Here is a 26,565-nt window from a genome sequence, read left to right as displayed (position 1 = left end):
GCGAGACCCCGCTTTTGCCGAGCACCGCAGGTTGCCCGCAGCGAAGCGGAGGGACGCAGACAGTAGGGTCGCCTTTTTCTTTGCTTACTTTCTTTTTGGCGACGCAAAAAGAAAGTGAGTTGCCGCCGGGCAACCCCCGGCTTGCAGGCAAACCTCATACTCAGGACGAAAAAACGGCTTCGACAAGCTCAGCCCGAACGGTGCTTCAGGGGCATGGAAGCATGGATCCCCCCGAATCGGAGTCCGGGGCAGGCTCCTCAAGTCCGGGATGACAGGCACGGGGAGAATTTAGCTATAAATTCAATAGCTGTTTGCGCTTATGGGACAAGGGCTACAGCCACAAAACACCAGGCTCAAATCTCGATCTTGCTGCCCAGCTCCACCACCGAGTTGTTCGGCAGGTTGAGGAAGTCCGCCGCGCCGCTGGCGTTGTGGTGCATCTGCGCGAACAGCTTCTCGCGCCACGGCGCCATGCCGCTGCCTATGGTGGGCACCACCACGTCGCGCGAGAGGAAGTAGCTGGTCGTCATGACTTCCAGTTCGCAGCCGCGTGTGCGCATCTGCTCAAGCGCCTTGGGCAGGTCCGGGTCGTTCTTGAACCCGTAGTGGATCACCACCTGCCAGCAGTTGTGGCCCAGCGACTCGATGGACAGGCGTTTGTCCAGCCCTATCCAGGGCACCTCGTGGCTGCGCACCGTGACAAACAGGTTCTGCGCATGCAGCACCTTGTTGTGCTTGAGGTTGTGCAGCAGCGCATTGGGCACGGCGCCCGGCTCGGCGGTCAGGAACACGGCCGTGCCCTCAACGCGCGCCGGCGGGCTGACAAACACCGCTTCCAGAAAACCCGGCAGGTCGATGGCATCGGCCCGGAGCTTCTGATTGAGCAGCGCACGGCCCTGCTTCCACGTCATCATGATGGTGAACATGACCACGCCGATCAGCACCGGGAACCAGCCGCCGGCGATGAACTTCAATGCATTGGAAGCAAAGAACATCAGGTCCACGACGAAGAAGATGCCGGTTGCGCCGACACACAGGGCCAGCGGCAGCTTCCATCGGTAGCGGATCACGAAGAAGGTCAGGACGGTCGTGATCAGCATGTCGGTGGTCACCGCGATGCCGTAGGCGGACGCCAGGTTGGTCGAGTTCTTGAACAGGGCCACCGCCACCACAATGGCCGCAAACAGCGACCAGTTCACCGCCGGAATGTAGACCTGACCGGTTTCATGCACCGAGGTGTGGCGGATCTGCATGCGCGGCAGGTAGCCCAGCTGGATGGCCTGCTTGCTGACCGAAAAGGCAGCCGACAGCAGCGCCTGGGAGGCAATCACCGTGGCCGCGGTCGCCAGGATCACCAGCGGCACCAGCGCCCACTTGGGCGCCATCAGGTAAAACGGGTTGGCGACCGATTCGGGGGTGTAGATCAGCATGGCCCCCTGGCCGAAATAGTTGATCAGCAACGCCGGCATGACCAGGGCAAACCAGGCCATGCGTATCGGCTTCTTGCCAAAGTGGCCGAGATCGGCATACAGCGCCTCCGCGCCGGTGACACACAGCACCAGCGCACCCAGCAGCACAAAGGTGGTGCCGGGGTGCTGGAAGATGAAACGCAACGCATGGTGCGGGCTGACGGCTCCCAGCACCTCGGGGTGGGCCCAGATGTGCGGGATGCCCAGCACCGCGATGGTGACAAACCAGACGGCGCAGATCGGACCGAAAAAACGCCCTATGCCGGCGGTGCCGTTCTTCTGCACATAAAACAGGCCGAAGATCACCACCAGGGCGAGCGGCATGACGTAGGGCTTGAAAGCCGGCGAGAGCAGCTCCAGGCCCTCAACCGCGGAAAGCACCGAAATCGCCGGCGTGATGACACCGTCCCCATAAAAAATCGCGGTGCCGAAAATGCCCACAGCCAGCAACCAGCGCCGCAGTTTGGGCTTGTCGTTGACGGCATTGGTGGCCAGCGCCAGCATGGCGATCAGCCCGCCTTCGCCGTTGTTGTCGGCGCGCAGGATCAGCGTGACGTACTTGAGTGAAACAATCACCGTGATGGTCCAGAACACCATCGACAGCAAACCATAGATATTGTCCGGCGTCAGGGGCACGTAACCGGATTCGAAGACGACCTTCAGGGCATACAGAACGCTGGTGCCAATGTCGCCGTAAACAATGCCGATGGCGCCCAGGGTGAGCGCCGCAAGAGATGATTTTTTTCTGGACACAAAAAAATTCTCGCGGCGGCCGGGGTCATGCTGGCCGCAACGACGAGAAAGGTTGTCTTGGGGAGTGCTATTTTGCGCCCGGTCCCGCATTCGGCAAGTCAGCGCAGACCCCTAATCGCGAGAATCCGGTATTTTGTTGCACCGCAACAACTTGTAACAATGTCGCGAAGCGGCCGGTTTTCTTCTCGGGTGGAAAGGGTCCAGAAATCGCTCTTTTTTTGATAGCTGCCGGCGCCCTTCCATCAAGGGCTAAAGGCCAAAAAGACCCACAACTGAACGATTTGTAGCGCCCAGGGTACGCAACGCCTTCCCGGCTTGATCAGCACCGCGGCCAGGCCGGCTTTGCCGGCTTTACCGGATGCCTCGCCGCGACCCCTGCAGGGGGAAAAGGCACGACACCAAGCGCAGCGAAGTGAGAACGACAGGGGTGTGCCAGGCTCTAATCGTAGACTTCGGCATCCGGATCGGTGGCTTCCAGCTCGTAACTGGCGGCCAGCATGGCCAGCCGGCCGATCACGCCGTACATGTAGAAGCGGTTGGGCCCGCTGGCGCCGGGCGGCACACCCGGCTGCGGCAGGCGGCCGCTGTCGGCAAAGGCCAGCGGGACAAAGCTGGCGCCCGGGGCGTTGAGGTTCTCGTCGATGCCGCGGTCGGCGTGCACGCGGTAAAAGCCGCCCACCACGTAGCGGTCCATCATGTAGACGACGGGTTCGGCCACCGCGTCGTTGATGCGCTCGTGGGTCTGCACCCCTTCCTGGATGATCACCTCGGACAGCTGCTGCCCGTCCTTGGTGGTACTCATCTTGTTTTTCGTCTTGCGGTTGAGCTCGTCGAGGTCTTTCACATCGCGCACCGTCATGATGCCCATGCCGTAGGTGCCGTTGTCGGCCTTGACGATGACAAACGGCTTTTCGTTGATGCCGTATTCCTTGTACTTGCGCTTGATCTTGGTCAGCAGCGCATCGACATTGGTGGTCAGGCAGTCCATGCCCGTGCCTTCGGCGAAGTTGACCTCGCCACACTTGGCAAACATCGGGTTGATCAGCCAGGGGTCCACGCCCAGCAGCTTGCCGAAACGCTTGGACACCTCTTCATAGGCCTGGAAATGGCGCGACTTGCGCCGCACCGACCAGCCCGCATGCAGCGGCGGCAGCAGATACTGCTCGTGCAGGTCTTCCAGCATGCCGGGAATGCCGGCCGACAGATCGTTGTTGAGCAAAATGGTGCAGGGGTCGAAGTTTTTCAGCCCCAGGCGCCGTTCGGTGCGCACCAGCGGCTCCAGCGTGATCTGCTCGCCGGTGGGCAAGGTCAGCGTGGTCGGCTCGGTGATGTCGGGGCTCAGCGAGCCGAAACGCACGTTCAGCCCGGCCTGGTGGAAGATCCGCTTGAGCTGCAGAACGTTTGACAGGTAGAAGGTGTTGCGCGTGTGGTTTTCGGGAATCACCAGCAGGTTGCGCGCCTCAGGGCAGATCTTCTCGATCGCCGCCATCGCCGCCTGCACGGCCAGCGGCAGCATCTCGGGCGTCAGGTTGTTCCAGCCGCCGGGGTAGAGGTTGGTGTCCACCGGTGCCAGCTTGAAGCCGGCGTTGCGCACGTCGACCGAGCTGTAAAAGGGCGGCGTGTGCTCCATCCACTCGAGGCGGAACCAGCGCTCGATCGCCGGCGTGGTATCCAGGATGCGCTGCTCGAGTTCGTTGATGGGGCCGTTCAGGGCAGTAATCAGATGCGGAACCATGCGGCCCTCTTTTTTGTGAATTATGGGAAGCGAATTCTAGGAAATGGAGGCGATCATGCCGCCTTCAAGGCGAGCGCCTGGTCGTCACCCCCGGGGGCGACCGCCGGACCCTGCCAGCGCTATTTTGCGCCCTCGACCAGCCAGTGAAACAGCGCCCTGGCGGTTTCCGGGCTGAGCCGCTCATGGGCATCGATGTGCTCCAGCCATTCTCCCTGCCGCCACTTGTCCACCCGCTTCTGCTCCGCGGAGGCATCGCCCTTGAGCCCCGCGTACTTCCCGGCCAGCTGCCCGAAACCGAGGGCCTCGCCGCGGGGGTAGGCCCCGTGGCAGCTGTAGCAGCCCATGTCGACCGCCAGCGCGGAACCGGCCTGACTGACCATCGGCAGGGCGAGCATGGCCACAAGGAGCGCGGCCCTCACCGTCGCACCTCGCCGTTGCCCAGCACCACGTATTTCAGCGAGGTCAGGCCTTCGATGCCGACCGGGCCGCGGGCATGGAATTTGTCGGTGCTGATGCCGATTTCGGCGCCCAGGCCAAACTCGAAACCGTCAGCGAAGCGGGTGCTCGCATTCACCATGACGCTCGCCGAATCGACCTCGCGCAGAAACTGCTGGGCGTGCATGTGGTCGCGCGTGAGGATGGCATCGGTGTGGTGGCTGGAGTACTGGTTGATGTGGGTTATCGCTTCGTCCACACCGGCCACCACCTTGATGCTGATGACGGGCGCCAGGTATTCCTCGTACCAGTCCTGCTCAGTGGCCGGCTGGACGACGGCACCCGGCACGGCGGACAACAGGGCCAGGGCTTCGGCATCACAACGCATCTCCACCCCCTTGGCGGCGTAGATGGCGCCGATTTCCGGCAGAAAGTCAGCCGCGATGCCGCGCGCCACCAGCAGCCCTTCGCTGGCGTTGCAGGGGCTGTACTTGCTGGTCTTGGCGTTGTCAGCCACGGCCACGGCCATGGCCAGGTCGCAGGGGTCGTCCACATAGACATGGCAATTGCCGTCCAGGTGTTTGATGACCGGCACTTTCGCGTCGCGGCTGATGCGCTCAATCAGGCCTTTGCCGCCGCGTGGGATGATCACGTCCACGTACTGCGGCATGGTGATCAGGAGGCCCACCGCCGCACGGTCGGTGGTGGGCACCAGCTGCACGGCCTCGGCCGGCAGGCCGGCGTCCAGCAGCGCCTGGTGCACCAGGGCGGCCAGCGCCTTGTTCGACTCGACCGCCTCGGAGCCGCCGCGCAGGATGCAGGCGTTGCCACTCTTGATGGCCAGCGACGCGGCTTCAATCGTGACGTTGGGCCGGCTTTCATAAATCATGCCGAACACGCCGATGGGCACCCGCATCTGGCCGACGCGGATGCCGCTGGGCTGCTGCTTCATGCCGATGATCTCGCCGATCACGTCGGGCATGGCGGCGAGCTGCTCACAACCCGTGGCCACCGTGGCGATGTCCCTGGTCCCGAGCTTGAGGCGGTCCAGCAGGGGGCCGGCCAGGCCGGCTGCGGCCGCCCGTTCGAGATCCCGCTGGTTGGCCGCCTGCAAAGGCGCAACGTTTTGGCGCAACAGGCCGGCCAGCGTCAAAAGTGCTCTGTTTTTAATAGCTGCCGGCGCACGCGCCATATGGGCCGAAGCCACTTTTGCCCTGGAACCCATGGTCGCCATCAGGCGGGCCAGCTCGGCGTCGGCGTCGGCTTGGCCACTTCGGGCCAGGGTGTTGGAAAGATCAGGCGCGTTCATGCCCCTATTTTGCCCGTATTCATGCGGCGGGGCACCGCTCCTGCTTCCGGGCGGGCACGCCCCGGCGCTGCATCATGTCCTGGCTCATGGCCTGCAGGGCGTCGGCCGTCAGCACCGCCTGCGCCGCAGGGTAGGCCAGGTCGTCCTCGTCTGCCAGGTGGCGCACGTACAGTGCGGCAAACCGGTTCAGCGCCTCGGTCCCGGCGGGCGCCAGCGGCATCCAGTCCGCGGCCGGGTTGTCGCTGACGGCCTGCAGCACGCTGCGCGCCAGGGGCCAGGCGGCCTCCATCTCGCGGTGGTCCTGCAGCAGGCGCTGCACCAGGGCGCGCAGGGCGGGGTCCGGCCCTGCCAGCAGCGGCGGGAACACGTGCATCTCCTCGTCCTGGTGGTGCAGCGGCGCGGCGAGGTCGAAGTAACGCATCACGTCACGCGCGGCCTGCCGCGCGGCGTCGTCGCAGCCTTGCGCCAGCAGGTGCTGCTGCAGGCGTGCCAGCAAGGCCAGCATGCGCTCGACCCGTTCGTGGCAGGCCCCCAGCATCTCGAACGGCGCTTCAAAACCAGCGCCGGGCGCATGAAAGCCCGGCAGGGCCTGCGTAGGCGCACTGCGGCGCACGATGCCCATGTCAGCCGAACTGCACCGGTTGGCCCTGCGGGTCAAACGGAATGAAAGCGCCAATCTGGCCCTGCTTGATGGACTCGACCATGCGCTGCAGCGGCTCCTCGGCATCTTCGGTGGTGGGCGCGCGGTTCACCGAGCCGCCCAGCGCAGCCGCAAACACCAGGCCCCAGTTGTGGCCGAACTGGCTGGACTCCTGCACCAGCGCCGCAAACGAGCTCAGTTCTTCCGGCCGCTTGTCCACACACATCAGCGGCACCAGCGCACCGCCCTGGCCGGCTTCAAACCGTTCGCGCTGCACCGGCGTGCTGTCCTCGGGCAGCTCCACGCCGGTAAACACAAACAGCAGGCGCTGCGGCTCGGGCTGGGCCCGGGCCGCCTGCAGCAAATCGTCAAAACTCAGAATGTCCATGGGTCGATCCAGTCACAGGGAATAAAAGGAATCCGCCGGTTCGCGCCCCGGCGCGCACCCGTCGGCAGACAGGCTGCTTGCAAAATCCGGCGGCGCCGGTCGCAGGCGCGCGGGCTTGCGCGACTGGGCCGTGCCGATACTGACAAAACACAGCGCCTGTTCGCCGGCCGCCAGCCCAAACAGGGAGCGCAAGCCGGCGGACTTCAGCGCCTTGCCGCTGGTCAATGCCGAACCATACCCCAATGCGGTGGCCATGAGCAGCATGTTCTGGATCGCGCAACCCGCGGACACGATGCGTTCGGCCAGGTCAATCTCCGCATCGCCGCGCTCGCCATCAACCACCACCAGCATCAACAAGGGGGCACGGTGCGCTTTTTCGCGCGCCTGCGCCAGCTGTTCCGCAGTAGCCCGGGCATCACGCGCCATCAGCGCGGCGCCAAACACCTCGGCCAGCCGCGCGCGCGCCGCCTGCGGCACGAGCACCAGGCGCCAGGGTTGCAGTTGCCCGTGGTCGGGCGCCGTGGCCGCCGCGTTCAGGATCATGCCGAGCTGCTTCGCGTCGGGACCGGGCGCCAGCAGGCGTTTGGGCAAAATGGTCTGGCGCGACTGCATCAGCGTCGCCGCCAAACTCGCCGGATCGCTGTCAGGCGTGCTGGAGACGGGCAGGGGGGCCGGGACGGCAAGCAGGTTCATCACTGCACCACTCACCCGGGGCGTGCGTCAGCACGCAGACGGCCATACCAGCTGCCCAGCCGCACACCCCACACCCCCATGACGCCGGCCCACACAAGGGCGGCCGCCAGCAGCAGCCAGCCCGCGAGTGCCGTTTGCGCAGCCGCAGCAATGCGCAGCAAAGTCGCGGCCTGCAGCAGCCAGAACAGCGTCCAGATCAGGTTGTCGGCCACCAGCGCGCGACCACTGTGCCCACAGGACACCCGCGTGACCATGGCCAGCATCAGCGAGGCCAGGCAACCCATGGTCAGCGCATGCAGCGAGCCGAGGGCCAGCACCGGCGCGTCCTGCAGCAGGCCCAGCCACTGCGAGAGCCCTCCGAGCATCAGCGCCAGGCCGAGCCAGAGAAAACCAATATGCAGCATGGCCAGCAAACGGTTTTTGAGGCTTTGCAGCAGCCCCCAGAGCACAGCGAGCCAGAGCAGCACGCCGCCCGCGGCCAGCTCGAAAGCACCGCGCGCGGCCATCCAGACCGTGCCCGCCGTACCTTGCAGCGGACCGTCCAGCTCGACCCACACGGCCACGACCTCGGCCGCTGCGACGGCCAGCATCAGCCACAACACCCAGAACGGGCGCCAGGCGTCGATGCGCGGCAGGGCACTGGAGGTGAAAAACGGAATCATGCGGTGCGCCACCGCGACGTAGACCACCACCACAAAGCCCCACAAGCCGGTGAGCACACAGGCGCGCGCCACATCAGGCGACCCCAGCAGCATACTGAGCGCCAGACCGCCCAGACTGAAGCAGCCCACGATGCAGGCGACGCCCACCGTGCGCGCATGCACCTGGTCCTCAGCCCGACTGCGCCGGATCAGCCCCCAGAACAGCGCCGTGACCCACGCCAGACCTGCGCCGGCCAGCACCAGCCCGGCCAGGGCCGTCAGGCCATGCAGGTGCGCACCGGCCAGGCACAACAGCCAGCCCGTGGCCTGCAGCAGCAGCGGCACGCGCAACCGGCGGGCCACCAGGGGCTGCACACCCAGCCATTTCGGCCCGGCCGTGAACATGAAACCCGAGAAGAACAGCGCAATGAAGCCAAAGGTCATGACCGCGCCATGGGCCAGAGAGGGCGACAGCGCATACGGCAGGCTCAGCACCGGACTGATGCGGTCCAGCTGCACCAGCGCCCACCAGATACCTGCGGCCACCAGCACCACCATCGCCAGGAAAAAACCCGATCGGTGCGGCGCCAGCAGCAGATGGCGGGCGCGCCAGCGGCGGTCCACCCTGGCCCGCTCGCTGGCCGTGGGTTTGCCCGGCCTCACCCGCAGGGGGATGACCGGGCGCTCATTCATCCGCAAACGCCCAGGTGGCCGCACTGGGTGCAGTAGTCGCAACCGTCCTTGCGGATCACCGCGTGGGCGCCACATTCGCTGCACTTCTTGCCCGCCATCACCGGCGGCGCCAGTGCCATGTCGACATGGGGCTCCACCACGGGCGCTGCGCTGGCAACGCCCTGCCGGGCGCGCCGCGCGATGATGTTCTGCACCGCATAGGCAATGGCGGCAACTTCCGAGTCGTGCCACAGGGGCACACGGGTGCCATCGGCTTTCTCGTAGGTGCCCAGCCGCACCGGGCCCCGGTCCCAGGCAACCTTGCGCATGTCGCTGAGTGCTCGCTCGAGGAAGCCGCCGCGCGCCGCCAGCGAGAGCATACGCATGCTGGAGGTGATCCACTGCTGCGACTCGCCGCTTTGCCCCACCGGCATGAAAAATTCGATGGCTCGTTCAACCGTGCCCTCGCCGCTGGCCGAGGGCACCGGCAGGAAAGACACCACGATGTACAGCGTCTTGTGCCCTTCCTGCGTCCAGTAGTCGACCTTTTCGGCCACGGCGGACAAGGCGCCCTTGGGACGGCTCTCGATCACCGTGCGCATCGGATCCATGGGCACCGGGACGGCCGGCGCGGCGGCGGGCGCATGGGTTTCCAGCACCGAGCCCAGAATCGCATTGGGCCGGTAGGTGGCCAGGCCCTTGAGCTTGGCGCGCCAGGCCTGCTGGTACAGGTTCTTGAAGTCCTCGTAGGCATAGTCGGCCGGCACGTTGACGGTTTTGGAGATCGCCGTGTCCACAAAGGGCTGCACCGCTTCCATCATGCCAATGTGGCTGTCTGCCGACATCTCGAGCGCCGACACAAAGTAAGCAGGCAGTTTGTCCACGTCCCCGCCGAGCTCGCGGTACAGGCGCCAGGCATGGTCTTCCACCGCGTATTCCGTGGTGCTGCCGTCGGACTCGCGTTTCTTGCGCCGGTACATCCAGGAAAATGGCGGCTCGATGCCGTTGGACGCGTTGTCGGCAAATGCCAGGCTGACCGTGCCGGTCGGTGCAATCGACAGCAGGTGGCTGTTGCGGATGCCGTTGGCACGGATGGACTGCTGCAGGGCGGCCGGCAAGCGGCTGGCAAAGGTGCCTGCGGCGAGATAACCGTCGGCGTCGAACTTCGGGAACGCGCCTTTTTCCTTCGCCAGCGCCACCGAGGCGGTGTAGGCCGCATCGCGCATGGCGACGGCGATACGCGCCGCCATCTCGCGCCCCTCGGGCGCGTCGTAACGCAGACGCAACATGGCCAAGGCATTGCCCAGGCCGGTGAACCCGACGCCGATGCGGCGCTTGGCAGTCGACTCGGCCTGCTGCTGCGGCAACGGCCAGAAGGTCACGTCCAGCACGTTGTCGAGCGCACGCACCTGGGTGGTCACCGATTTCTCAAACGCCTCGAAATCAAAGCCCGGCTCGCCATTGAAGCCGAAAGGATGTCGCACAAAACGCGTGAGGATGATGGGCCCGAGGTCGCAGCATCCGTAAGGCGGCAACGGTTGCTCGCCGCAGGGATTGGTCGCCGCAATGTCCTCGCAATAACGCAGGTTGTTGTCCTGGTTGATGTGGTCCAGAAACAGGATGCCGGGCTCGGCAAAATCGTAGGCCGAGTGCATCACGGTGTCCCACAACTCGCGCGCGGCCACTGTCTGGTAGACCCACAGGCCGTCGGCGCGCTGGAACGCCCCCTGCGCCATCAAGGGCGCGCCGGGTTTGGCCTTGTGTACAAGCTCCCAGGGCTGGTCTTCGGCCAGCGCATGCATGAACGCATCCGGCATGCCGACCGACACGTTGAAGTTGTTCCATCGCCCGGGTGTGCGCTTGGCAGTGATGAACTCGTGCACGTCGGGGTGGTCGATGCGCAGCACGCCCATCTGCGCGCCACGCCGTGCACCCGCGCTTTCCACCGTGGAGCAGGACTGGTCAAAGACGTTGATGTAACTGCAGGGACCGGAAGCCATGGAGGCCGTGCCCTTGACCTCGGCGCCGCGCGGCCGGATACGGGAAAAATCGTAACCCACGCCACCGCCGCGGCGCATGGTTTCGGCCGCCTCGCGCAGGGCTTCATAGATGCCGGGATAACCTCCGTCATCCACACCCTGGATGCAGTCGCCCACAGGCTGCACGAAGCAGTTGATGAGGGTCGCCTGGATGGCCGTGCCGGCCGCACTCATGATGCGGCCTGCGCCTATGGCACCTGCGTGAAGGTTTTCGAGAAACTGGGCCTCGTGTCGGGCGCGTTCCGCTTCCGGCTCAACCGAGGCCAGGGCCCGCGCCACACGCCGGTACAGGTCTTCCACACCCGACTCACCGGGTTTGAGGTATTTCTCCTTCAGCACGTCGTGACTGATGGGTTGGGTGGCCGTCAGGTCCTGAGGCCGGCCAAACTGATCGCGTTTCATGCTTGTGCTCCTGCGATGGGCGCCACCGGCCGGATTCCGCCGAGCAGCCATTGCATCAATTCTTGCACCGAACGGATCTGGTCGCCAAACGGCAGACGGGCGGCACCACGGAAGAAGAGGCCTTTGCGCATGTTGCCGTCAAACGCGTGGCCAAGCTGCTGGTCGATGCAGAACTGGCCCATGCTGGCCACGCCGTCGCGCAGGCCGCAGTGGGCGAGGCAGTCAAACGACATGTTGCATTTGGTCTTGACATGGGCCGCCGCCTGGAGTTTGGGTTCGAGCCGGATGTATTTGTCCAGCCAGGGCGTGCGCACCGCGCGCGCCGGCAGACCGGCCACACTGATGAACTCCACCATGTCTTCCGGCCTGGCTTCGGCCAGTACTTTTTTGAAGGCAGGATCGGCATCGCACTCCTGGGTGACGGCAAACGCCGTGCCCAGCTGCACAGCCGAAGCACCGAGGGCCTGCAGGCGCAGGATGTCATCCCGGCAATTGATGCCGCCGGCGGCAATCAGCGGAATCTCGCGCTCGATGCCCGCCGTCTTGAAGAATTCCCGCACCTGCGGGATGACCACCTCGAAATCGAAGCGCGGATCATGCAGGTCCGCGACCTTCGCCGCGCCCAGGTGACCGCCCGCCAGACCCGGGTGCTCGATCACGATGGCATCCGGCAGGCGGCCCTTTTTCTGCCACTTGCGCACCAGCAATTGCACGCCCCGGGCATCCGACAGGATGGGGATCAGCGCAACCTTGGGGTAATCTCGCGCCAGCTCCGGCAAATCCAGTGGCAGGCCCGCACCGACCACCAGCGCATCGGCGCCGCTGGCCAGCGCCTGGTGCACATAGTCTTCATAGGCGCCGAGTGCCTTCATGATGTTGACGGCAATCAGTCCGCGACCCTGCGCCAGCTGGCGAGCCTTGCGTATTTCGCGGTCCAGCGCCTCGAGGTTGGCCGCATTGATCACGGCTTTTGCATCGGGCTCCTTGTCCAGGTGACCGGTTTTGGCCATCAGGTCCGGATGCAGGCGGCGCAGGTCCACGGAAGACACCGTGCCCACCCCGTCCAGACGGGCCACTGCGCCGGCCAGGCCACCGGCCGACACACACACGCCCATGCCGCCCTGCACCACCGGTACCAGGTTTCTTTCGCCCAGCCGCCAGGGCCGCAGGCCCGAGTCACGGGCCAGTGTCTGCAGTATCGCGGCGGCGCCCGCCGAGTCGACACTTGCCTGGGTAGCCAGGTCAGTCGCTAATGATTTGTCCATCGTATTCCACGTAAGGTTGGTACGGTCCCGTGCCGCTGTTGGAGGCTATCGCAGCGGGCACAAAACTTCCTTGCCGTACATCAAAGATGTGGATTTCGCCGTCCTCAATCACGTAATGCCAGCCATGCAGCGTCAAGGCGCCCTTCTCGACCTCACGCCGCACCATGGGGTAGTCCATCAGGCGTTCGAGCTGCAGCACCACGATGCGCTGCTCGGTGCGACGCAGGGCTTCGGGGCTGGACTGGACCGGCAGCAGGGCTTCGCTGGCGAGCTTGAGCCAGGCCTGCAGGGCCACGGCTTCCTCGGGCACACCTTCATAGGCAGCGCGGACGGCGCCGCAGTGGCTGTGGCCGCAGACGATGATGCGCTCGACATGCAGGCTGAGCACCGCGAACTCGATCGCCGCGGTGGTGCCGTGCAATCCGTGCGAACCGTCGTACGGCGGAACGAAGGCTCCTACGTTTCGCACGATGAAAAGCTCACCCGGACCGGCGCCGGTCAGCAGGTAGGGCACCACCCGCGAATCCGAGCAGCCAATGAACAGGGTCTTGGGGTGCTGCCCCTGCGCCACCAGGTCCTGGAAGCGCTGCTGGTGCAGCGGGAAATAGTCGGAGTGAAAACGCCGCAAGCGAAGCAACAACTCGTCCGCGCTTGCAACGTCCTCGGTCATTGGACCAGCGGCGAATCAGCCCCTTCCAGGGCAATGCCTTCGACTTCTGCCTCCCCCACCAGCAGGGTCATGAACTGGTGCAGGGCCCGGGCGCGCGACTGCATGGTCAGCAGGGCCGCAATGCGCTCGCGCACTTCCTCATAGGCGGGCTGGGCGCCGCTGCGACGTTCCAGCACGTCGATGATGTGAAAGCCGAAACGCGTATGAAACAGGCGTGGATGCACGCCAGTGCCGGTTTGCGCGTGCTGGAGATGAAACAGTTCCGTCGCCAGTTCAGGCGCGCAGTCGTCCGGTGTGATCCAGCCAAGGTCGCCGCCCTGCGCGCTGCTCGGGCAGTTGGAGAGTTCAGCGGCCAACTGGGCAAACCGCTCAGGCGAGACTCCCTTGTGCGACAGCTCCAGCAAGGCGCGTTCGGCGTGCACGGTGAGTGCCTGGACGTTGACACCGGGGGTGACGGCAAACAGGATGTGGCGCACATGCAGCGCCTGGCCCACCAGAAACTGCGCCTTGTGGGCCTCGTAATACCGCCGGCCTTCCTCGTCGCTCGGTTGGGGGCTGACCACCTGCCGGTCGACCATGGCTTCGATGATCTCGCGTTCGGCCTGGCCCAGTTCCGGGGTGGTCAGGCCGGTGTGGCGCGGCAGCAGGCCCTGCGACACCGCCTGCTGGCGCAGCAGTTCGGTGTAGGCCAGCTCGCGCAGCGTCGCCGTGTCCGGACGCTGACCGCTCGCATGCAGCGCGATGCCGTTGACGCAGGCAGTGGGCGCAACCGGCGCGGCGGCTGCAGGACCGCACTGGCAGGAACCGCTGCCGCAGCCCTGGGCTGCAGGGGGTGGAGAAAACGTCTGGGTAGTCATGGAGGGAGCCTCGTTTCTTGCATTGCCTGACGGGTGAGCGGCTTAACGGGCACCGGGCGACTTGGCCCCGGGAACGCCAAGCCGGCGGCTGCGCACCACCTGGTAGGGACGGAAGATGTAGGCGACTGATCCAAAGCCGCTCCACACATGCACCAGGCGGCTGAAGGGGAACAGCAGGAAGATGGTCATCCCGAACACGATATGGAAACGGTAGGGCCAGGGCAGGACAGCCAGCGCGGCAGAGTCCACCTCACGCAGGGTGAGAATGCGCTGCGCCCATTCCGCCAGGATCAGCATCACGCTGCCATCGGCGTGGCCCCACGAGTACGGCAAGGTGATCAGGCCCACCACCAGCTGCGTCCACAGAATCAGCAGGATCGCAAGATCGGTCTTGTGGCTGGTGTAGCGGATTCGCGGATCAAACACGCGGCGGTAAATCAGCATCGACAGTCCGATGAAACAGATGACACCGGCAATGCCTCCCGCGAAGATTGCCATGCGCTGCTTGGTGGCGGCGTCCATGAAAAAGCCATACACCGCGTGGGGTGTCAGCAGGCCGACCAGATGGCCGAAGAACAGGAACAGGATGCCCACGTGGAACAGGTTGCTGCCCCAGCGCAGCAGGCCGGTTCGCAGCAGCTGCGAGGAGTCGCTTTTCCAGGTGTACTGGTCGCGGTCGAAGCGGATCAGGCTGCCGAGCAGGAACACGGTCAGGCAGATGTAGGGATAGACCCCAAAAAGAAATCCGTGAAGTCCGGGGCTCATGCTTGTACTCCTTGGGTGGGGCGTGCCTTGCGCACGTGAGGCACGATGTGGATCGGTTGCGGCTGGTCCGGTCTGGACTGGCCTTTGGAGGAGCAGCCGTCAAAGACAACTGGCTCTTCCCAGACCGCGTCGATGGGTTCTTCCACAGCAATCTGTACCGGCTGGGCCTTCTCACCGGCCAGCTCCAGCAAGGCACCCAGCACGGAGGCGTAGGCACTTTCGCGCTGCTGCAGCGCCGCGAAAATCGCATTGAAAATGTGCGCCATCTCGGCCAGAAACTCGCGCGCCTCGCGCGGCGGCTGGGTCGAGGTGAATTCGAGCACCACCGGCAGGAAGTCCGGCATCTCGCCTTCTGCCAGGTACATCCCTGCTTTCTCGTAGGTTTGCGCCAGGTCAATCATGGCCGGCCCGCGATCGCGCGAATCGCCGTGCACGTGCTCGAACAGGTGCAGCGAGGTGGCGCGGCCCCGGTCGAACAGTTCGACATAAGCGGCCTCGGTCTCAAGCGCCGGCGCCAGCGCAAGTGCATCGATCAGGGCGTTCAGCTCGGCCAGCCTTTGCGGCTCCAGGGCACGCTCTTCGTGCAGTGCCTCGCGCAGCACGTCCAGATGGCTGCGCAGCTCGGCGTCGGGGTAACCCAGCAGCCGGGCCAGCACACGCAGGCTCCTTGAAGCCACAGCGGGGGTATTGTTGAAAAGTGCCATGGTTCAGACCTCCACCTTGATGGGAATAGTGCGTTTCTTGTTGCCGCCGAACAGGCTGACGTCGCTGGCGCCGTCGGAGCAACCATTGCCGAAGGTGAAGCCGCAGCCGCCACGCATGTCAAACGCGTTCTCGGCATATTCGCGGTGGGTCGTCGGGATCACGAAGCGGTCTTCGTAGTTGGCGATCGCCATGATGTGGTACATCTCCTCGACCTCGGCCACCGTCAGACCGGCCTGCTCCAGCACAGCCAGGTTCTGCACCTGGTCCACATGTTTGCTGCGCTGGTAGGACCGCATGGCAAGCATGCGCTGCAGTGAACGGATCACCGGTGCCGTGTCGCCGGCAGTCAGCAGATTGGCCAGGTACTGCACAGGAATGCGCATCTGGGCGATGTCGGGCAACTCGCCATTGACGCCGATCTGGCCGGCGTTGGCCGCCGAGGTGATGGGCGACAGCGGCGGCACGTACCAGACCATGGGCAGCGTGCGGTACTCGGGGTGCAGCGGCAATGCCACCTTCCACTCCACCGCCATCTTGTAGACCGGGCTGCGGCGCGCGCCTTCCAGCCAGGCTTCCGGGATGCCGTCCAGGCGTGCCTGGGCTATCACTTTCGGATCGTTCGGGTCCAGGAAGATGTCGAGCTGGGCCTGGTACAGGTCCTTGTCGTCTTCCACGCTGGCCGCTTCCTGGATGCGGTCGGCGTCGTACAGCACCACACCAAGATAGCGGATGCGGCCTACGCAGGTTTCGCTGCAGACGGTCGGCTGGCCGGCTTCAATGCGCGGGTAGCAGAAGGTGCATTTTTCGGCCTTGCCGCTTTTCCAGTTGTAATAGATCTTCTTGTAGGGGCAGCCCGACACACACATGCGCCAGCCGCGGCACTTGTCCTGGTCGATCAGCACGATGCCGTCTTCCTCTCGCTTGTAGATCGAGCCCGACGGACAAGACGCCACGCAGGCCGGGTTCAGGCAGTGCTCGCACAGGCGCGGCAAATACATCATGAAGGTGTTTTCGAACTGGCCCACCATGTCTTTCTGGACCTGGTCGAAGTTCGCCAGGTTGGCGTCCTTGCTGCGCTTGGAGAACTCGCCGCCGAGGATCTCTTCCCAATTCGGTCCCCACTCGATTTTCTCCATGCGCTTGCCGGTGATCAGGCTGCGTGGCCGCGCCGTCGGCGTGGCCTGCATCTCGGGCGCCGACTGCAGGTGGTCGTAGTCGAAGGTGAAAGGTTCGTAATAGTCGTCAATCTGCGGCATGTTCGGGTTGGAGAAGATGCGCATCAGCAGCTTCCACTTGCCGCCCTGGCGTGGCTCGATCGAACCGTCGGCCTTGCGCACCCAGCCGCCGTTCCATTTATCCTGGTTCTCCCATTCCTTGGGGTAACCGATGCCGGGCTTGGTTTCGACGTTGTTGAACCAGGCGTATTCCATGCCGGGCCGGCTGGTCCAGACGTTTTTGCAGGTGACCGAACAGGTGTGGCAGCCAATGCACTTGTCCAGGTTCAACACCATGCCGATTTGTGCGCGGACCTTCATGCTGCTTCTCCCATTTGTTGCACGGCAAACGCTTTTTCGTCATCGCGCGGCGTGTCCAGCCAGTCCACTTTGTCCATCTTGCGCACCACAACGAACTCATCACGGTTGGTGCCTATGGTTCCGTAGTAGTTGAAGCCGTAGGAAAGCTGCGCATAACCACCAATCATGTGGGTCGGCTTGAGCACGATGCGCGTCACCGAGTTGTGGATGCCGCCACGCTGGCCGGTGATCTCCGAACCCGGGGTGTTGACGATTTTTTCCTGAGCGTGGTACATCATCACCATGCCGGGCTTGACGCGCTGGCTGACGACAGCCCGCGCGGCAATCGCGCCGTTGACGTTGTAGGCCTCGATCCAGTCGTTGTCCTCAACCCCGATCAACTTCGCGTCGTCTTCACTGAGCCAGATGATGGGCCCGCCCCGGCTCAGCGTCAGCATCAACAGGTTGTCGGTGTAGGTCGAGTGAATGCCCCACTTCTGGTGCGGCGTGATGAAGTTCAGCAATATTTCGGTGTTGCCGTTGGTACGGATGCCGTGCACCCCGGCCGTTGCCTTGAGGTTCACCGGCGGCCGGTAGCTGGCCAGGCCCTCGCCGAACGCCAGCATCCACGGATGGTCCTGATAGAACTGCTGGCGGCCCGTGAGGGTGCGCCATGGGATCAGTTCATGCACATTGGTGTAGCCGGCGTTGTACGACACGGTTTCAGACTCGATGCCGCTCCAGGTCGGCGAGCTGATGATCTTGCGCGGTTGCGCCTGGATGTCGCGAAAGCGGATCTTCTCGTCCTCGCGGTGCAGCGCCAGATGGGTGTGCTCGCGGCCGGTCTGCTTGCCCAGTGCCGCCCAGGCCTTGACTGCCACATGGCCGTTGGTTTCAGGCGCCAGCTGCAGCACCATCTCGCAGGCGTCGATGTCGCTGTTGATGCGCGGCATGCCCTGGGTCACGCCCGGTTCGGTCACCAGGCCGTTGAGCTGACCGAGCTGTTTCACCTCGGTTTCGGTATTCCACGAAATACCCTTGCCGCCGTTGCCGATCTTGTTGAGCAGCGGGCCGACGGCCGTGAAACGTTTGTAGACATTGGGGTAGTCCCGTTCGACCACCTGCATCTGCGGCGCCGTCTTGCCGGGCACCAGCTCGCACTCGCCACGCTTCCAGTCCTTGACTTCAAAAGGCTGGGCCAGCTCACCCGGGGTATCGTGCATCACCGGAGTCAACACCATCTCCTTCTCGACGCCGAGATGGCCTTCGCACAGTTCACTGAATTTTTTCGCGAAGCCCTTGTAGATTTCCCAGTCGCTTTTCGACTGCCACACCGGGTCCACCGCGGTGGACAGCGGATGGATAAAGGGGTGCATGTCGCTGGTGTTGAGGTCGTTCTTTTCGTACCAGGTTGCCGTCGGCAACACGATGTCCGAGTACAGGCAGGTCGTGCTCATGCGGAAGTCGAGCGTGACCAGCAGGTCCAGCTTGCCCTCGGGTGCCTTGTCGTGCCAGACCACTTCTTCGGGTTTGCCCTCTTCGGCACCCAGATCCTTGCCCTGCACCCCGTTGTCCGTACCGAGCAGATGTTTGAGGAAATATTCATGGCCCTTGCCTGACGAACCGATGATGTTGGAGCGCCAGACAAACATGTTGCGCGGCCAGTTGTCCGGATGGTCCGGGTCCTCGCAGCTCATCCTGAGCGAGCCGTCCTTGAGCGCCTTGACGACATAGTCCTTGGCATCCAGACCCGCGGCCTGCGCGTCCTTGACGACCTGCATGGGATGGGTCTGCAATTGCGGCGCGCTTGGCAACCAACCCATGCGCTCGGCGCGCACGTTGTAGTCGATCATGCTGCCGCCGTAGAGTTTTTTGTCCGCCAACGGCGACAACACCTCGTCCACACCGAGTTTCTCGTAGCGCCACTGGTCGGTGTGCGCATAAAAGAAACTGGTGGAGTTCATCTGCCGGGGGGGGCGGATCCAGTCGAGCGCGAAGGCCAGCGGCGTCCAGCCGGTCTGCGGCCGCAGTTTTTCCTGGCCCACGTAGTGCGCCCAGCCACCGCCGCTCTTGCCGATGCAGCCGCACATCATCAGCATGTTGATGACGCTGCGGTAGTTCATGTCACTGTGGTACCAGTGGTTCATCCCCGCACCGATGATGACCATGGACCGGCCTTCGGTCTTCTCGGCATTGTCGGCAAACTGGCGTGCGACGGCGATCACCTGGTCGCGCGGCACCCCGGTGATCTGTTCTTGCCAGGCCGGCGTGTAGGGGGTATTGTCGTCAAAGTCGGCGGCAGCCAGCTCACCGGGCAAACCGCGGGAAATGCCGTATTGCGCAACCTGCAGGTCGAACACCGTGGCCACCAGGGCCGAACGCTCTTCGCCAGCCTTGCCGAGTGAAATGCGTTGCACGGGCACTGTACGCACCAGCACATCGCTCTGCTCGTTGTTCTGGAAGTGCTCATGGGGGATGCCGCCGAAATACGGAAACCCAACCTTGGCGCTGTCAGCACTGGGCGCATCGCCTTCCATCACCGACAGCTTGAGCGTGACCTCGTCACCCTGGCGTGCCTCTTTGGACTCCAGGTTCCACTGCCCGGCGTCGGCACGGCCGTCCGGACCCCAGCGAAACCCAATGGCGCCGTGCGGCAGCACAACCTTGCCCTGCGCGTCGAAAGCCACGGTTTTCCACTCGGGGTTGTTCGCCTGGCCCAGCTTGCCGTTGAAGTCGGACGCGCGCACGTAACGGTCCGGCACCATGACGGTTTCACCGTTTTCCAGCTGGTGCTCTTTCAGCATCACCAGCATGGGCAAGTCGGTATAGCGGCGGGCGTAGTGGTCGAAGTAGGCCGAACGCGGTTTGCCGTTGCCACCGAAGTAGAAGTCTTTCAGAATCACGTGGCCCATCGCCATGGCGACCGCCGCATCGGTGCCCTGCTTGGGGTGCAACCACAGGTCGGAGAGTTTGGCGACCTCGGAATAGTCGGGCGTGATCGCCACCGTCTTGGTGCCCTTGTAACGGACCTCGGTGAAGAAGTGCGCATCGGGGGTGCGCGTCTGCGGCACGTTCGAGCCCCACGCAATGATGAAGCCGGAGTTGTACCAGTCGGCCGACTCCGGCACGTCGGTCTGCTCACCCCAGACCTGGGGGCTGGACGGAGGCAGGTCGCAGTACCAGTCGTAGAAACTCATGCACACGCCGCCTATCAGTGACAGGTAGCGCGAGCCGGAGGCATAACTGACCATGGACATCGCCGGGATCGGCGAGAAACCGATAATGCGGTCGGCGCCGTGCTTCTTGATCGTGTGGACGTTCGAGGCCGCAATGATCTCGTTGACCTCGTCCCAGCTGGAACGCACGAACCCGCCAAGGCCGCGCACGCTCTGGTAGTCGCGCCGCTTGGCGTCGTCCTGCACAACGGCCGCCCAGGCCTCGACCGGCGCCAGCGTCAGGCGCGCTTCGCGCCAGTGTTTGAGCAGGCGCGCGCGCACCATGGGGTACTTGACGCGGTTGGCGCTGTACAGGTACCAGCTGTAGCTGGCACCGCGCGAGCAGCCGCGCGGCTCGTGGTTGGGCATGTCCCAGCGCGTGCGCGGGTAGTCGGTCTGCTGGGTTTCCCAAGTGACGATGCCGCCCTTGACATAAATCTTCCAGGAGCACGACCCGGTGCAGTTCACACCATGGGTGCTGCGCACAATCTTGTCGTGCGCCCAGCGGTTGCGGTAGGCGTCTTCCCAGGTCCGGTCCTCGGCGGTGGTGACGCCGTGCGCCCCGGAGAAGGACTCCCTGGGGTTGGAAAAGTGGCTCAGTCGATCGAGAAAATGACTCATTTGATTCTCCGGTAAAGCGGCAAATTCGGGTTCTGCAACGGGTCAGGGGTTTTTGATCTCGGCGCCGCGGCGCAGGTAAAACCACCAGTTCAGCACCAGGCACAGGGCATAGAAGATGGCAAAGCCGTACATGGCGTTTTCCGGGGTGCCGGCCTTGATCTGCGCACCGATGACCACCGGGGCGATGAAGGCGCCGTAGGCAGCAATGGCCGAGGTCCAGCCCAGCACAGGACCGGCCTGCTGGCGGTCGAAGATGACACCAATCGTGCGGAAGGTGGAACCGTTGCCGATGCCGCTGGCGGCAAACAGCACGACGAACAGCACCATGAAGATCAGGAAATACTGCTCCGGTGCGGCCGACTTGTAGGCCAGCAGCATCACGTACCCCACCGCCACGGAGGCCACCACCATGATGGCGGAAATGATCTGCGTCACGATGGACCCGCCGACCTTGTCCGAAACCCAGCCGCCCACGGGGCGGATCAGTGCGCCGACAAACGGGCCTATCCAGGCAAAGGTGAGCGCCGACGGTGCGTTCGGATTTTTCAGCGTGTGCTGCATGACGCCGGCGGCGTCCGGCACGTGGCTGATGCCGAAGATCACCGTGATGGCCAGCGGCAGGGCCATCGAAAACCCGATGAAGGAACCGAAGGTCACGATGTAGAGCAGCGTCAGCGACCAGGTGTGCTTGTTGCTGAAAATGGAGAACTGTTTGGCAATGGCTTCCTTCATCGGGCCAAAGGCGGTCACCTTCAGCACCATCAGGGTGCTCACCACAATCAATGGCATGGCGATCCACATGTTGAGCAGGCCCAGCCCCGTGGGTTTGGGCAGGTAGAGGTACAGCCCGACACCGGCCGGCACAAACGACAGGGTGTACAGCCAGATGATCTTGAGGAAGGCCGGGATCGTGCCGCCGATGGCGGGCGAGACGGTGGTCAGGTTGTTCATGCCGAAGAAGCAGATGACCGACAGCGGCACCAGCGACAGCAGCCAGGCGAAGCCGGCGTTCTGGATCCAGGTGGGTGTTCCGGCCGTGATTTTCCCGAGGATCCAGCCGCTGTCCTTGACCAGCGTCATTGATTCGCCGCCGAAACTGCCGAAGATGCCGACGGTCATCACCAGGGGAATGACGACCTGCATGGCGGTGACGCCAAAGTTACCCAGGCCCGCATTGAGGCCGAGCGCCGTGCCCTGCAGACGCTTGGGGAAAAAGGTGCTGATGTTGGACATCGAACTGGCGAAGTTGCCGCCGCCTACGCCCGACCACAGCGCCATCAACTGGAAGGACCACAGCGGCCATTCGGGGTGCTGCAGCACGATGCCGGTGCCGATGGCCGGTGCCAGCAGCATGGACGTCGTCAGGAAGATGGTGTTGCGCCCGCCGGCCAGCCGGATCAGGAAGGAGGCCGGAATACGCATGGTGGCGCCGGCCAGGCCTGCAATGGCCGTCAGTGTGAACAGCTCGGCCTGGGTGAAGGGAAAACCCAGGTTGAGCATCTGCACGGTGATGATGCCCCACATGCCCCAAACGGCAAAGCCGCACAGCAGGCTTGGCACGGAGATCCAGAGATTGCGGTAGGCAATGCGCTTGCCGGTGCTTTCCCAGAACTGCTCATCTTCGGGACGCCAGTCGGTGATGTCGGCGCTGGAACTTGTTTGGGTATTCATGGTGATTCCTCAAAAAAAGGTCTGTTTCAGGCCTGTGCGCCGGCCGCGTTCTTGCCCATGACTTCAGTGCGGCGCACCTCTGTCCAGTACATCCAGATCAGCGAGACCCAGACGATGCCGTACATGAACATGAAGGCGCTGGAGCGGATGCCCGTCAGGTCCATCAGGCCGCCGAAGATGATGGGCAACACAAAGCCGCCCAGCCCGCCGGCCAGCCCGACAATGCCGCTGATCGCGCCGATGTTGGCGCCGTAGTCGTCGCTGATGTACTTGAAGACGCTGGCCTTGCCGAAGGCAAAGGCGATGCCGAGGAGGAACATCAGCGCGGTGAAGGTGTAGACGTTCAGGCCGAGGTGAAAGGTCGCCGGGCCATTGACCGTCAGAATCGTGAAGTCGGTCTGCGGATAGGACAGGAGGAACAGGCAGACCCAGCTCACCCACATCACCCACCAGGTCACGCTGTGTGCGCCGTACTTGTCGGACAAAATGCCGCCGAAGGCGCGCAGCACGCCACCGGGCAGCGAGAAACACGCCGCCAGCAGCGCTGCCACTCGGATGTCGAGGCCGAACTCGCCCACGTAATACTGGACCATCCAGAGCGACAGGGCCACATAACCGCCGAACACGATGCTGTAGTACTGGCAATACTTGAGGACTTTCGGGTCCTTCAGGGCCTTGAGCTGGTCGCTGAATTTGACATGGCTGGGTACCAGGTGCGAAGGGTCGCTGTAGCTGAACAGCCAGAACAGCACCAGCGCAGCCAGCATGATGACCGCGTACACCTGAGGAACCATGGCCCAGCCAAAGGCCACCAGCAGCACCGGTGCCACAAACTTGTTGACGGCGGCACCCGAGTTGCCGGCGCCGTACACACCCATCGCCATGCCCTGGCGGCTTTTCGGGAACCAGCGCGCGACGTAAGGCGTCCCCACCGAAAACGAGCCGCCGGCCAGGCCGACAAACAGGCCGATCACCAGGAAGTGCCAGTAGGCCGTGGCGTAACTCATGAGCCAGATCGCGGGCACGGTGATGGCCATCAGGATCGTCATGACGATGCGGCCGCCGTAGCGGTCGGTCCAGATGCCCAGCGGCACGCGAATCAGGGAGCCGGTCAGCACCGGCGTGGCCGCGAGCAGGCCGAACTCGGTGGCGTTGAGGTTGAGCATCTTCTTGATCGGGATGCCGATCACGCCGAACATCATCCAGACCATGAAACACACGGTGAACGCCAGCGTGCTGACAATCAGCACCGACCACGCTTTTCTTGAATTGCCCAGTTCAGAGGCCATGTTGTTTCTCCAGACACATGGCATGACTGTCGGCCTTTCCGGCCGTCTTGAATATCCTCCTTTGGAACGTGGTGACAGGGCCGCAAAAGCGATGATGGCCGGCGCCAACATCGTTCTGAAGAACTAGGGCCGGGTCAAGCTGCTGCGGACTTGATCTTTGTCAACCAAGCTCCCGGCCAGCCGCGTATACGGCTGCCTGGACCCGCGAACTGAGCTGCAGCTTGCGCAGGATGTGCTGGACATGAATCTTCACCGTCGTCTCCGCGATGTCGAGCTTGCGGGCAATCACCTTGTTGCTGTCGCCGCGTGCGATCAGTGCCAGGACCTCGCGCTCGCGCGCCGAGAGCAGCGCAATGGCCGAATCAACCTGCAGACCCGGCAAGGGGGCGACTCCATTGCGATCGCCATTGCCCGCCGCGACATCGCCATTGGCGGTCGGGGGAGCCTTGGAACGGAAAGCGGCTACCAGCTTGGTCATCATTTCCGGGCTGACCACCGATTCCCCATCCAGCACCTTGATGATGGACTCCGACAGGCTGTCCAGCTCCACGGTTTTCAGCAGGTAACCGTCGGCACCGGCCTGCAGCGCCGCAGACAGGTCGTCCTCGTTTTCACTCACCGTCAGCATCAGGATGCGGGTGCCGGGTGCCGCTTCCTTGAGCGTCGCGATGCCGTCCACGCCCAGAACGCCCGGCAGGTGGTTGTCCAGCAGGATCAGGTCCGGCTTGCTGCGCTTCACGCAGCGCAGCGCCTCGCCGATGTCGCCGGCCTCGCCCGCCACCGTGAAACGCCCGTCCTGCGAGAGCAGCGCGACGAGACCGCGACGAAACAGGGTGTGGTCGTCGACCACCAGCAGGGCAATGGGCATCGTCATGTCTGGTCCTCAGCCACCGTGCGCACCGGCGGTCGCGGCCGCAACCCCCGAGGACCTCGCGGCGACGGTGCCGCTGACCTCCGGATGCGGCGGCAGCGTCAGTGTCACGGTGGTTCCCTCGCCGGCCCTGGAAACGATCTCCACCTCGGCGCCTATGCGTCCTGCGCGCTCGCGCATGATGTTCAGGCCGACATGGGACTGTCCGGGATGCTTGCCGGTGTCGAAGCCGGCGCCGTTGTCGTGCACCACAAAACGCCAGCGCGCACCCTTGCTCACTTCAAGGCCGACCTGCGTGGCGCCCGCATGTTTTCGTATATTTGACAGCGCTTCCTGGAGCACATGCAACACCTGCACCTGTACGTCCGAAGGCAGGGGCAACCCCTGGCCGTGGACCTGCAACTGTGCCGACAAACCAGTCTGGCTCTGGAACTTCTGCAGGGTCTCCTGCAAGGCCTGTTCGATGTCGTCGGTGTTGGTGCGGGTACGGAAATGCACCAGCAGCTCCCGGACATCGCTGATGCTTTCGCGCAGCCCGATGTCCAGCTCATCCAGCGCGCCCTGCATCTGCAGCGGTTGCCCCTTCTGCACGGCTGCCCGCAGCAGCTGGACCTGGATCTTGAGAAAGGCCAGGGATTGCGCGATCGAGTCATGCAGGTTGCGCGCCAGCAGCGCGCGCTCCTCCGCCACCGCCGCCTCCCGGTCCAGGGCGTCGGCACGCAGCCCTTCCAGCGAACTGGCCAGGTGGCTGGCCAGCGCATCGAGCAGTTCGATCTCGTCGGCGCTCAGCAGAACGGGCGTGCGGAAGAACAGGTTGAACTCGCCGAGCAGGCGTTGCTGCAGGCGTATCGGTACCGCCACCACACTTTCGTACCCGACCTTGGCGCAGTGGCGCACCGGCGCTTCATCGTGGCTGAGGATGGGAATCACGCGGGTGCGCGCGTCCGGCCGCAGGTTGCCGCAGGCACAGGCGCCAGCCAGCAGGCTGCGCTCTTCCTCCACCAGCTCCTGCGGGAAACAATCGGAAGCCAGCATCAGGTAGCGCTGGTTGGCGTCATCGGACCAGCGGACGGCGGCAGCGTCGGCCTTCATCACGGCGCGTACGCGCTGGGCAAAGCCGCGTGCCAGCTCGTCAATGCTGCCGGCCTGGGCCAGAAAGGCGCTGACCTTGTACAGCGCCTCCAGCCGCGCGCGTTGCGCCTCGATGCGGCGCGTCTTGGCCTCGACCTTGGCCTCCAGCCCTTCATACAGCGACTGCAGGGTCGCCGTCATGTGGTTGAAGCCGGCTGCCACCTGGCCGAACTCGTCCACGGTGTCGACCTCGATGCGTGTCCTGAAATCCCCGGACTCCAGCTTGCGCAAGCCCTGCCTGAGCTGTGCCAGGGGATTGATCACGTACATGTAACCGGTGAAAAGCATGATGACCGCCCCGCCGATGGCCAGCAACATCATCAGCAACTGGAACAGGTTCAGGACGGCGGTCAGCCGGGACAGGTGCTGCTCGATCACCAGAACCAGCCGGTCGCTGGCGTCCACAAACGCAGCCCCGGCCTTCATCAGGTCCTGTGCCGGCGCCGCTGGCACAGCCAGCCACAGCGGACGCTCGACACGCCAGAGAGACTCGACATCGTTAAAACGCGCCCGCACCTGGTCGTCCCAGGGCACGAACAGCGGCCGGGAAGGGTCGCCTTCGCGCAGCAGGACCAGGCTCTCGTCGAACCGGTCCACCAGCGCCTGCAGTTCGGCGCGCTCGACGCCGGCCTGCACCGCGCTGGCCAGTCGCCAGGTCTGCATGCGCATGCGCCCGGCTTCGTTGACGGCTGCGGCGCCGCCTTCGAGTTGCCAGGTGACCCACAGGGTCAGCCCGATGGAAACCAGCGCCACCAACAGCAGGCTGGCCCCGATGCGCATGAACTTTTTGGAGAGCGAGGCGGTGTACTGCATGC

General features: G+C 64.2%; 20 protein-coding genes. All 20 read right to left on the bottom strand.

Translation table 11 applies throughout. From position 1 onward, the window contains the following. Window positions 1–353: 353 nt before the first annotated feature. Complete coding sequence (locus PSV26_RS05480) at window positions 354–2,222, bottom strand: potassium transporter Kup (protein WP_300568610.1); 1,869 nt, start codon at window positions 2,220–2,222, stop codon at window positions 354–356. 439 nt (window positions 2,223–2,661) lie between these two features. Further along, the gene (gene gshA / locus PSV26_RS05475) at window positions 2,662–3,957 is read right to left on the bottom strand and encodes a glutamate--cysteine ligase (protein ID WP_300515947.1); all 1,296 of its coding nucleotides are present in this window, start codon (window positions 3,955–3,957) and stop codon (window positions 2,662–2,664) included. A gap of 119 nt (window positions 3,958–4,076) precedes the next feature. After that, window positions 4,077–4,376, bottom strand: coding sequence for a c-type cytochrome (locus tag PSV26_RS05470; RefSeq protein WP_300568608.1), 300 nt, complete (start codon window positions 4,374–4,376; stop codon window positions 4,077–4,079). Continuing rightward, window positions 4,373–5,626: a glutamate-5-semialdehyde dehydrogenase gene (locus tag PSV26_RS05465; protein WP_300568642.1), complete on the bottom strand. Its 1,254-nt coding sequence runs from the start codon at window positions 5,624–5,626 to the stop codon at window positions 4,373–4,375. The genes PSV26_RS05470 and PSV26_RS05465 overlap by 4 nt, the downstream gene beginning before the upstream one ends. 94 nt (window positions 5,627–5,720) lie before the next feature. After that, the gene (locus tag PSV26_RS05460; RefSeq protein WP_300568640.1) at window positions 5,721–6,239 is read right to left on the bottom strand and encodes a hemerythrin domain-containing protein; all 519 of its coding nucleotides are present in this window, start codon (window positions 6,237–6,239) and stop codon (window positions 5,721–5,723) included. Window positions 6,240–6,324: 85 nt separating this feature from the next. Then, a complete protein-coding gene (locus PSV26_RS05455; RefSeq protein ID WP_096696502.1) occupies window positions 6,325–6,729 on the bottom strand; it encodes a ribonucleotide reductase subunit alpha in 405 nt (134 codons plus the stop codon). 12 nt (window positions 6,730–6,741) lie between these two features. Beyond that, window positions 6,742–7,422: a nitroreductase gene (locus PSV26_RS05450; RefSeq protein WP_300568606.1), complete on the bottom strand. Its 681-nt coding sequence runs from the start codon at window positions 7,420–7,422 to the stop codon at window positions 6,742–6,744. 11 nt (window positions 7,423–7,433) lie between these two features. Then, window positions 7,434–8,756, bottom strand: a complete 1,323-nt coding sequence (locus PSV26_RS05445) for an NnrS family protein (RefSeq protein WP_300568604.1) — start codon at window positions 8,754–8,756, stop codon at window positions 7,434–7,436. Beyond that, complete coding sequence (locus PSV26_RS05440) at window positions 8,753–11,176, bottom strand: adenosylcobalamin-dependent ribonucleoside-diphosphate reductase (RefSeq protein ID WP_300568602.1); 2,424 nt, start codon at window positions 11,174–11,176, stop codon at window positions 8,753–8,755. Before PSV26_RS05440 ends, PSV26_RS05445 begins: the two co-directional genes overlap by 4 nt. Further along, window positions 11,173–12,441, bottom strand: a complete 1,269-nt coding sequence (locus tag PSV26_RS05435) for a nitronate monooxygenase family protein (protein ID WP_300568600.1) — start codon at window positions 12,439–12,441, stop codon at window positions 11,173–11,175. Before PSV26_RS05435 ends, PSV26_RS05440 begins: the two co-directional genes overlap by 4 nt. Beyond that, entirely contained in the window at window positions 12,419–13,111 is a 693-nt protein-coding gene (locus PSV26_RS05430) for a carbonic anhydrase (protein ID WP_300515932.1), read from the bottom strand. Before PSV26_RS05430 ends, PSV26_RS05435 begins: the two co-directional genes overlap by 23 nt. Continuing rightward, window positions 13,108–13,968, bottom strand: a complete 861-nt coding sequence (locus tag PSV26_RS05425) for a peptidylprolyl isomerase (protein ID WP_300568598.1) — start codon at window positions 13,966–13,968, stop codon at window positions 13,108–13,110. Before PSV26_RS05425 ends, PSV26_RS05430 begins: the two co-directional genes overlap by 4 nt. Window positions 13,969–14,010: 42 nt before the next feature. Next, window positions 14,011–14,733, bottom strand: coding sequence for a respiratory nitrate reductase subunit gamma (narI, locus tag PSV26_RS05420; RefSeq protein WP_300515926.1), 723 nt, complete (start codon window positions 14,731–14,733; stop codon window positions 14,011–14,013). Next, complete coding sequence (gene narJ, locus PSV26_RS05415; RefSeq protein WP_300515923.1) at window positions 14,730–15,437, bottom strand: nitrate reductase molybdenum cofactor assembly chaperone; 708 nt, start codon at window positions 15,435–15,437, stop codon at window positions 14,730–14,732. The genes narI and narJ overlap by 4 nt, the downstream gene beginning before the upstream one ends. 3 nt (window positions 15,438–15,440) lie before the next feature. Further along, the gene (gene narH, locus PSV26_RS05410) at window positions 15,441–16,973 is read right to left on the bottom strand and encodes a nitrate reductase subunit beta (RefSeq protein ID WP_300515921.1); all 1,533 of its coding nucleotides are present in this window, start codon (window positions 16,971–16,973) and stop codon (window positions 15,441–15,443) included. Continuing rightward, window positions 16,970–20,788: a nitrate reductase subunit alpha gene (locus PSV26_RS05405; RefSeq protein WP_300515919.1), complete on the bottom strand. Its 3,819-nt coding sequence runs from the start codon at window positions 20,786–20,788 to the stop codon at window positions 16,970–16,972. The genes narH and PSV26_RS05405 overlap by 4 nt, the downstream gene beginning before the upstream one ends. 42 nt (window positions 20,789–20,830) lie before the next feature. Further along, window positions 20,831–22,459 (bottom strand): MFS transporter, encoded by a 1,629-nt coding sequence (locus tag PSV26_RS05400; RefSeq protein WP_300515916.1) that lies wholly within the window; start codon window positions 22,457–22,459, stop codon window positions 20,831–20,833. 26 nt (window positions 22,460–22,485) lie between these two features. After that, window positions 22,486–23,748, bottom strand: coding sequence for a nitrate/nitrite transporter (locus PSV26_RS05395; RefSeq protein WP_300515913.1), 1,263 nt, complete (start codon window positions 23,746–23,748; stop codon window positions 22,486–22,488). A 160-nt stretch (window positions 23,749–23,908) separates the two neighbouring features. Beyond that, window positions 23,909–24,622: a response regulator gene (locus PSV26_RS05390; RefSeq protein ID WP_300568596.1), complete on the bottom strand. Its 714-nt coding sequence runs from the start codon at window positions 24,620–24,622 to the stop codon at window positions 23,909–23,911. Between the two features lie 9 nt (window positions 24,623–24,631). Beyond that, window positions 24,632–26,563, bottom strand: coding sequence for a type IV pili methyl-accepting chemotaxis transducer N-terminal domain-containing protein (locus PSV26_RS05385; RefSeq protein WP_300568594.1), 1,932 nt, complete (start codon window positions 26,561–26,563; stop codon window positions 24,632–24,634). Window positions 26,564–26,565 lie beyond the last annotated feature (2 nt).

Origin of the sequence: Polaromonas sp. (assembly GCF_029945685.1) — a bacterium.
Lineage (GTDB): Bacteria > Pseudomonadota > Gammaproteobacteria > Burkholderiales > Burkholderiaceae_C > Polaromonas.
This window is presented reverse-complemented; position numbering and strand designations above follow the sequence as displayed.

Coding starts and splice junctions, on each gene's coding strand:
- PSV26_RS05440 (WP_300568602.1), bottom strand. CDS start 11,176: ATGAAACGCGATCAGTTTGGCCGGCCTCAGGACCTGACGGCCACCCAA.
- PSV26_RS05390 (WP_300568596.1), bottom strand. CDS start 24,622: ATGACGATGCCCATTGCCCTGCTGGTGGTCGACGACCACACCCTGTTT.
- PSV26_RS05400 (WP_300515916.1), bottom strand. CDS start 22,459: ATGAATACCCAAACAAGTTCCAGCGCCGACATCACCGACTGGCGTCCC.
- narJ (WP_300515923.1), bottom strand. CDS start 15,437: ATGGCACTTTTCAACAATACCCCCGCTGTGGCTTCAAGGAGCCTGCGT.
- narH (WP_300515921.1), bottom strand. CDS start 16,973: ATGAAGGTCCGCGCACAAATCGGCATGGTGTTGAACCTGGACAAGTGC.
- PSV26_RS05455 (WP_096696502.1), bottom strand. CDS start 6,729: ATGGACATTCTGAGTTTTGACGATTTGCTGCAGGCGGCCCGGGCCCAG.
- gshA (WP_300515947.1), bottom strand. CDS start 3,957: ATGGTTCCGCATCTGATTACTGCCCTGAACGGCCCCATCAACGAACTC.
- PSV26_RS05450 (WP_300568606.1), bottom strand. CDS start 7,422: ATGAACCTGCTTGCCGTCCCGGCCCCCCTGCCCGTCTCCAGCACGCCT.
- PSV26_RS05405 (WP_300515919.1), bottom strand. CDS start 20,788: ATGAGTCATTTTCTCGATCGACTGAGCCACTTTTCCAACCCCAGGGAG.
- PSV26_RS05435 (WP_300568600.1), bottom strand. CDS start 12,441: ATGGACAAATCATTAGCGACTGACCTGGCTACCCAGGCAAGTGTCGAC.
- PSV26_RS05445 (WP_300568604.1), bottom strand. CDS start 8,756: ATGAATGAGCGCCCGGTCATCCCCCTGCGGGTGAGGCCGGGCAAACCC.
- PSV26_RS05425 (WP_300568598.1), bottom strand. CDS start 13,968: ATGACTACCCAGACGTTTTCTCCACCCCCTGCAGCCCAGGGCTGCGGC.
- PSV26_RS05395 (WP_300515913.1), bottom strand. CDS start 23,748: ATGGCCTCTGAACTGGGCAATTCAAGAAAAGCGTGGTCGGTGCTGATT.
- PSV26_RS05430 (WP_300515932.1), bottom strand. CDS start 13,111: ATGACCGAGGACGTTGCAAGCGCGGACGAGTTGTTGCTTCGCTTGCGG.
- PSV26_RS05460 (WP_300568640.1), bottom strand. CDS start 6,239: ATGCTGGGGGCCTGCCACGAACGGGTCGAGCGCATGCTGGCCTTGCTG.
- PSV26_RS05385 (WP_300568594.1), bottom strand. CDS start 26,563: ATGCAGTACACCGCCTCGCTCTCCAAAAAGTTCATGCGCATCGGGGCC.
- PSV26_RS05465 (WP_300568642.1), bottom strand. CDS start 5,626: ATGGCGACCATGGGTTCCAGGGCAAAAGTGGCTTCGGCCCATATGGCG.
- narI (WP_300515926.1), bottom strand. CDS start 14,733: ATGAGCCCCGGACTTCACGGATTTCTTTTTGGGGTCTATCCCTACATC.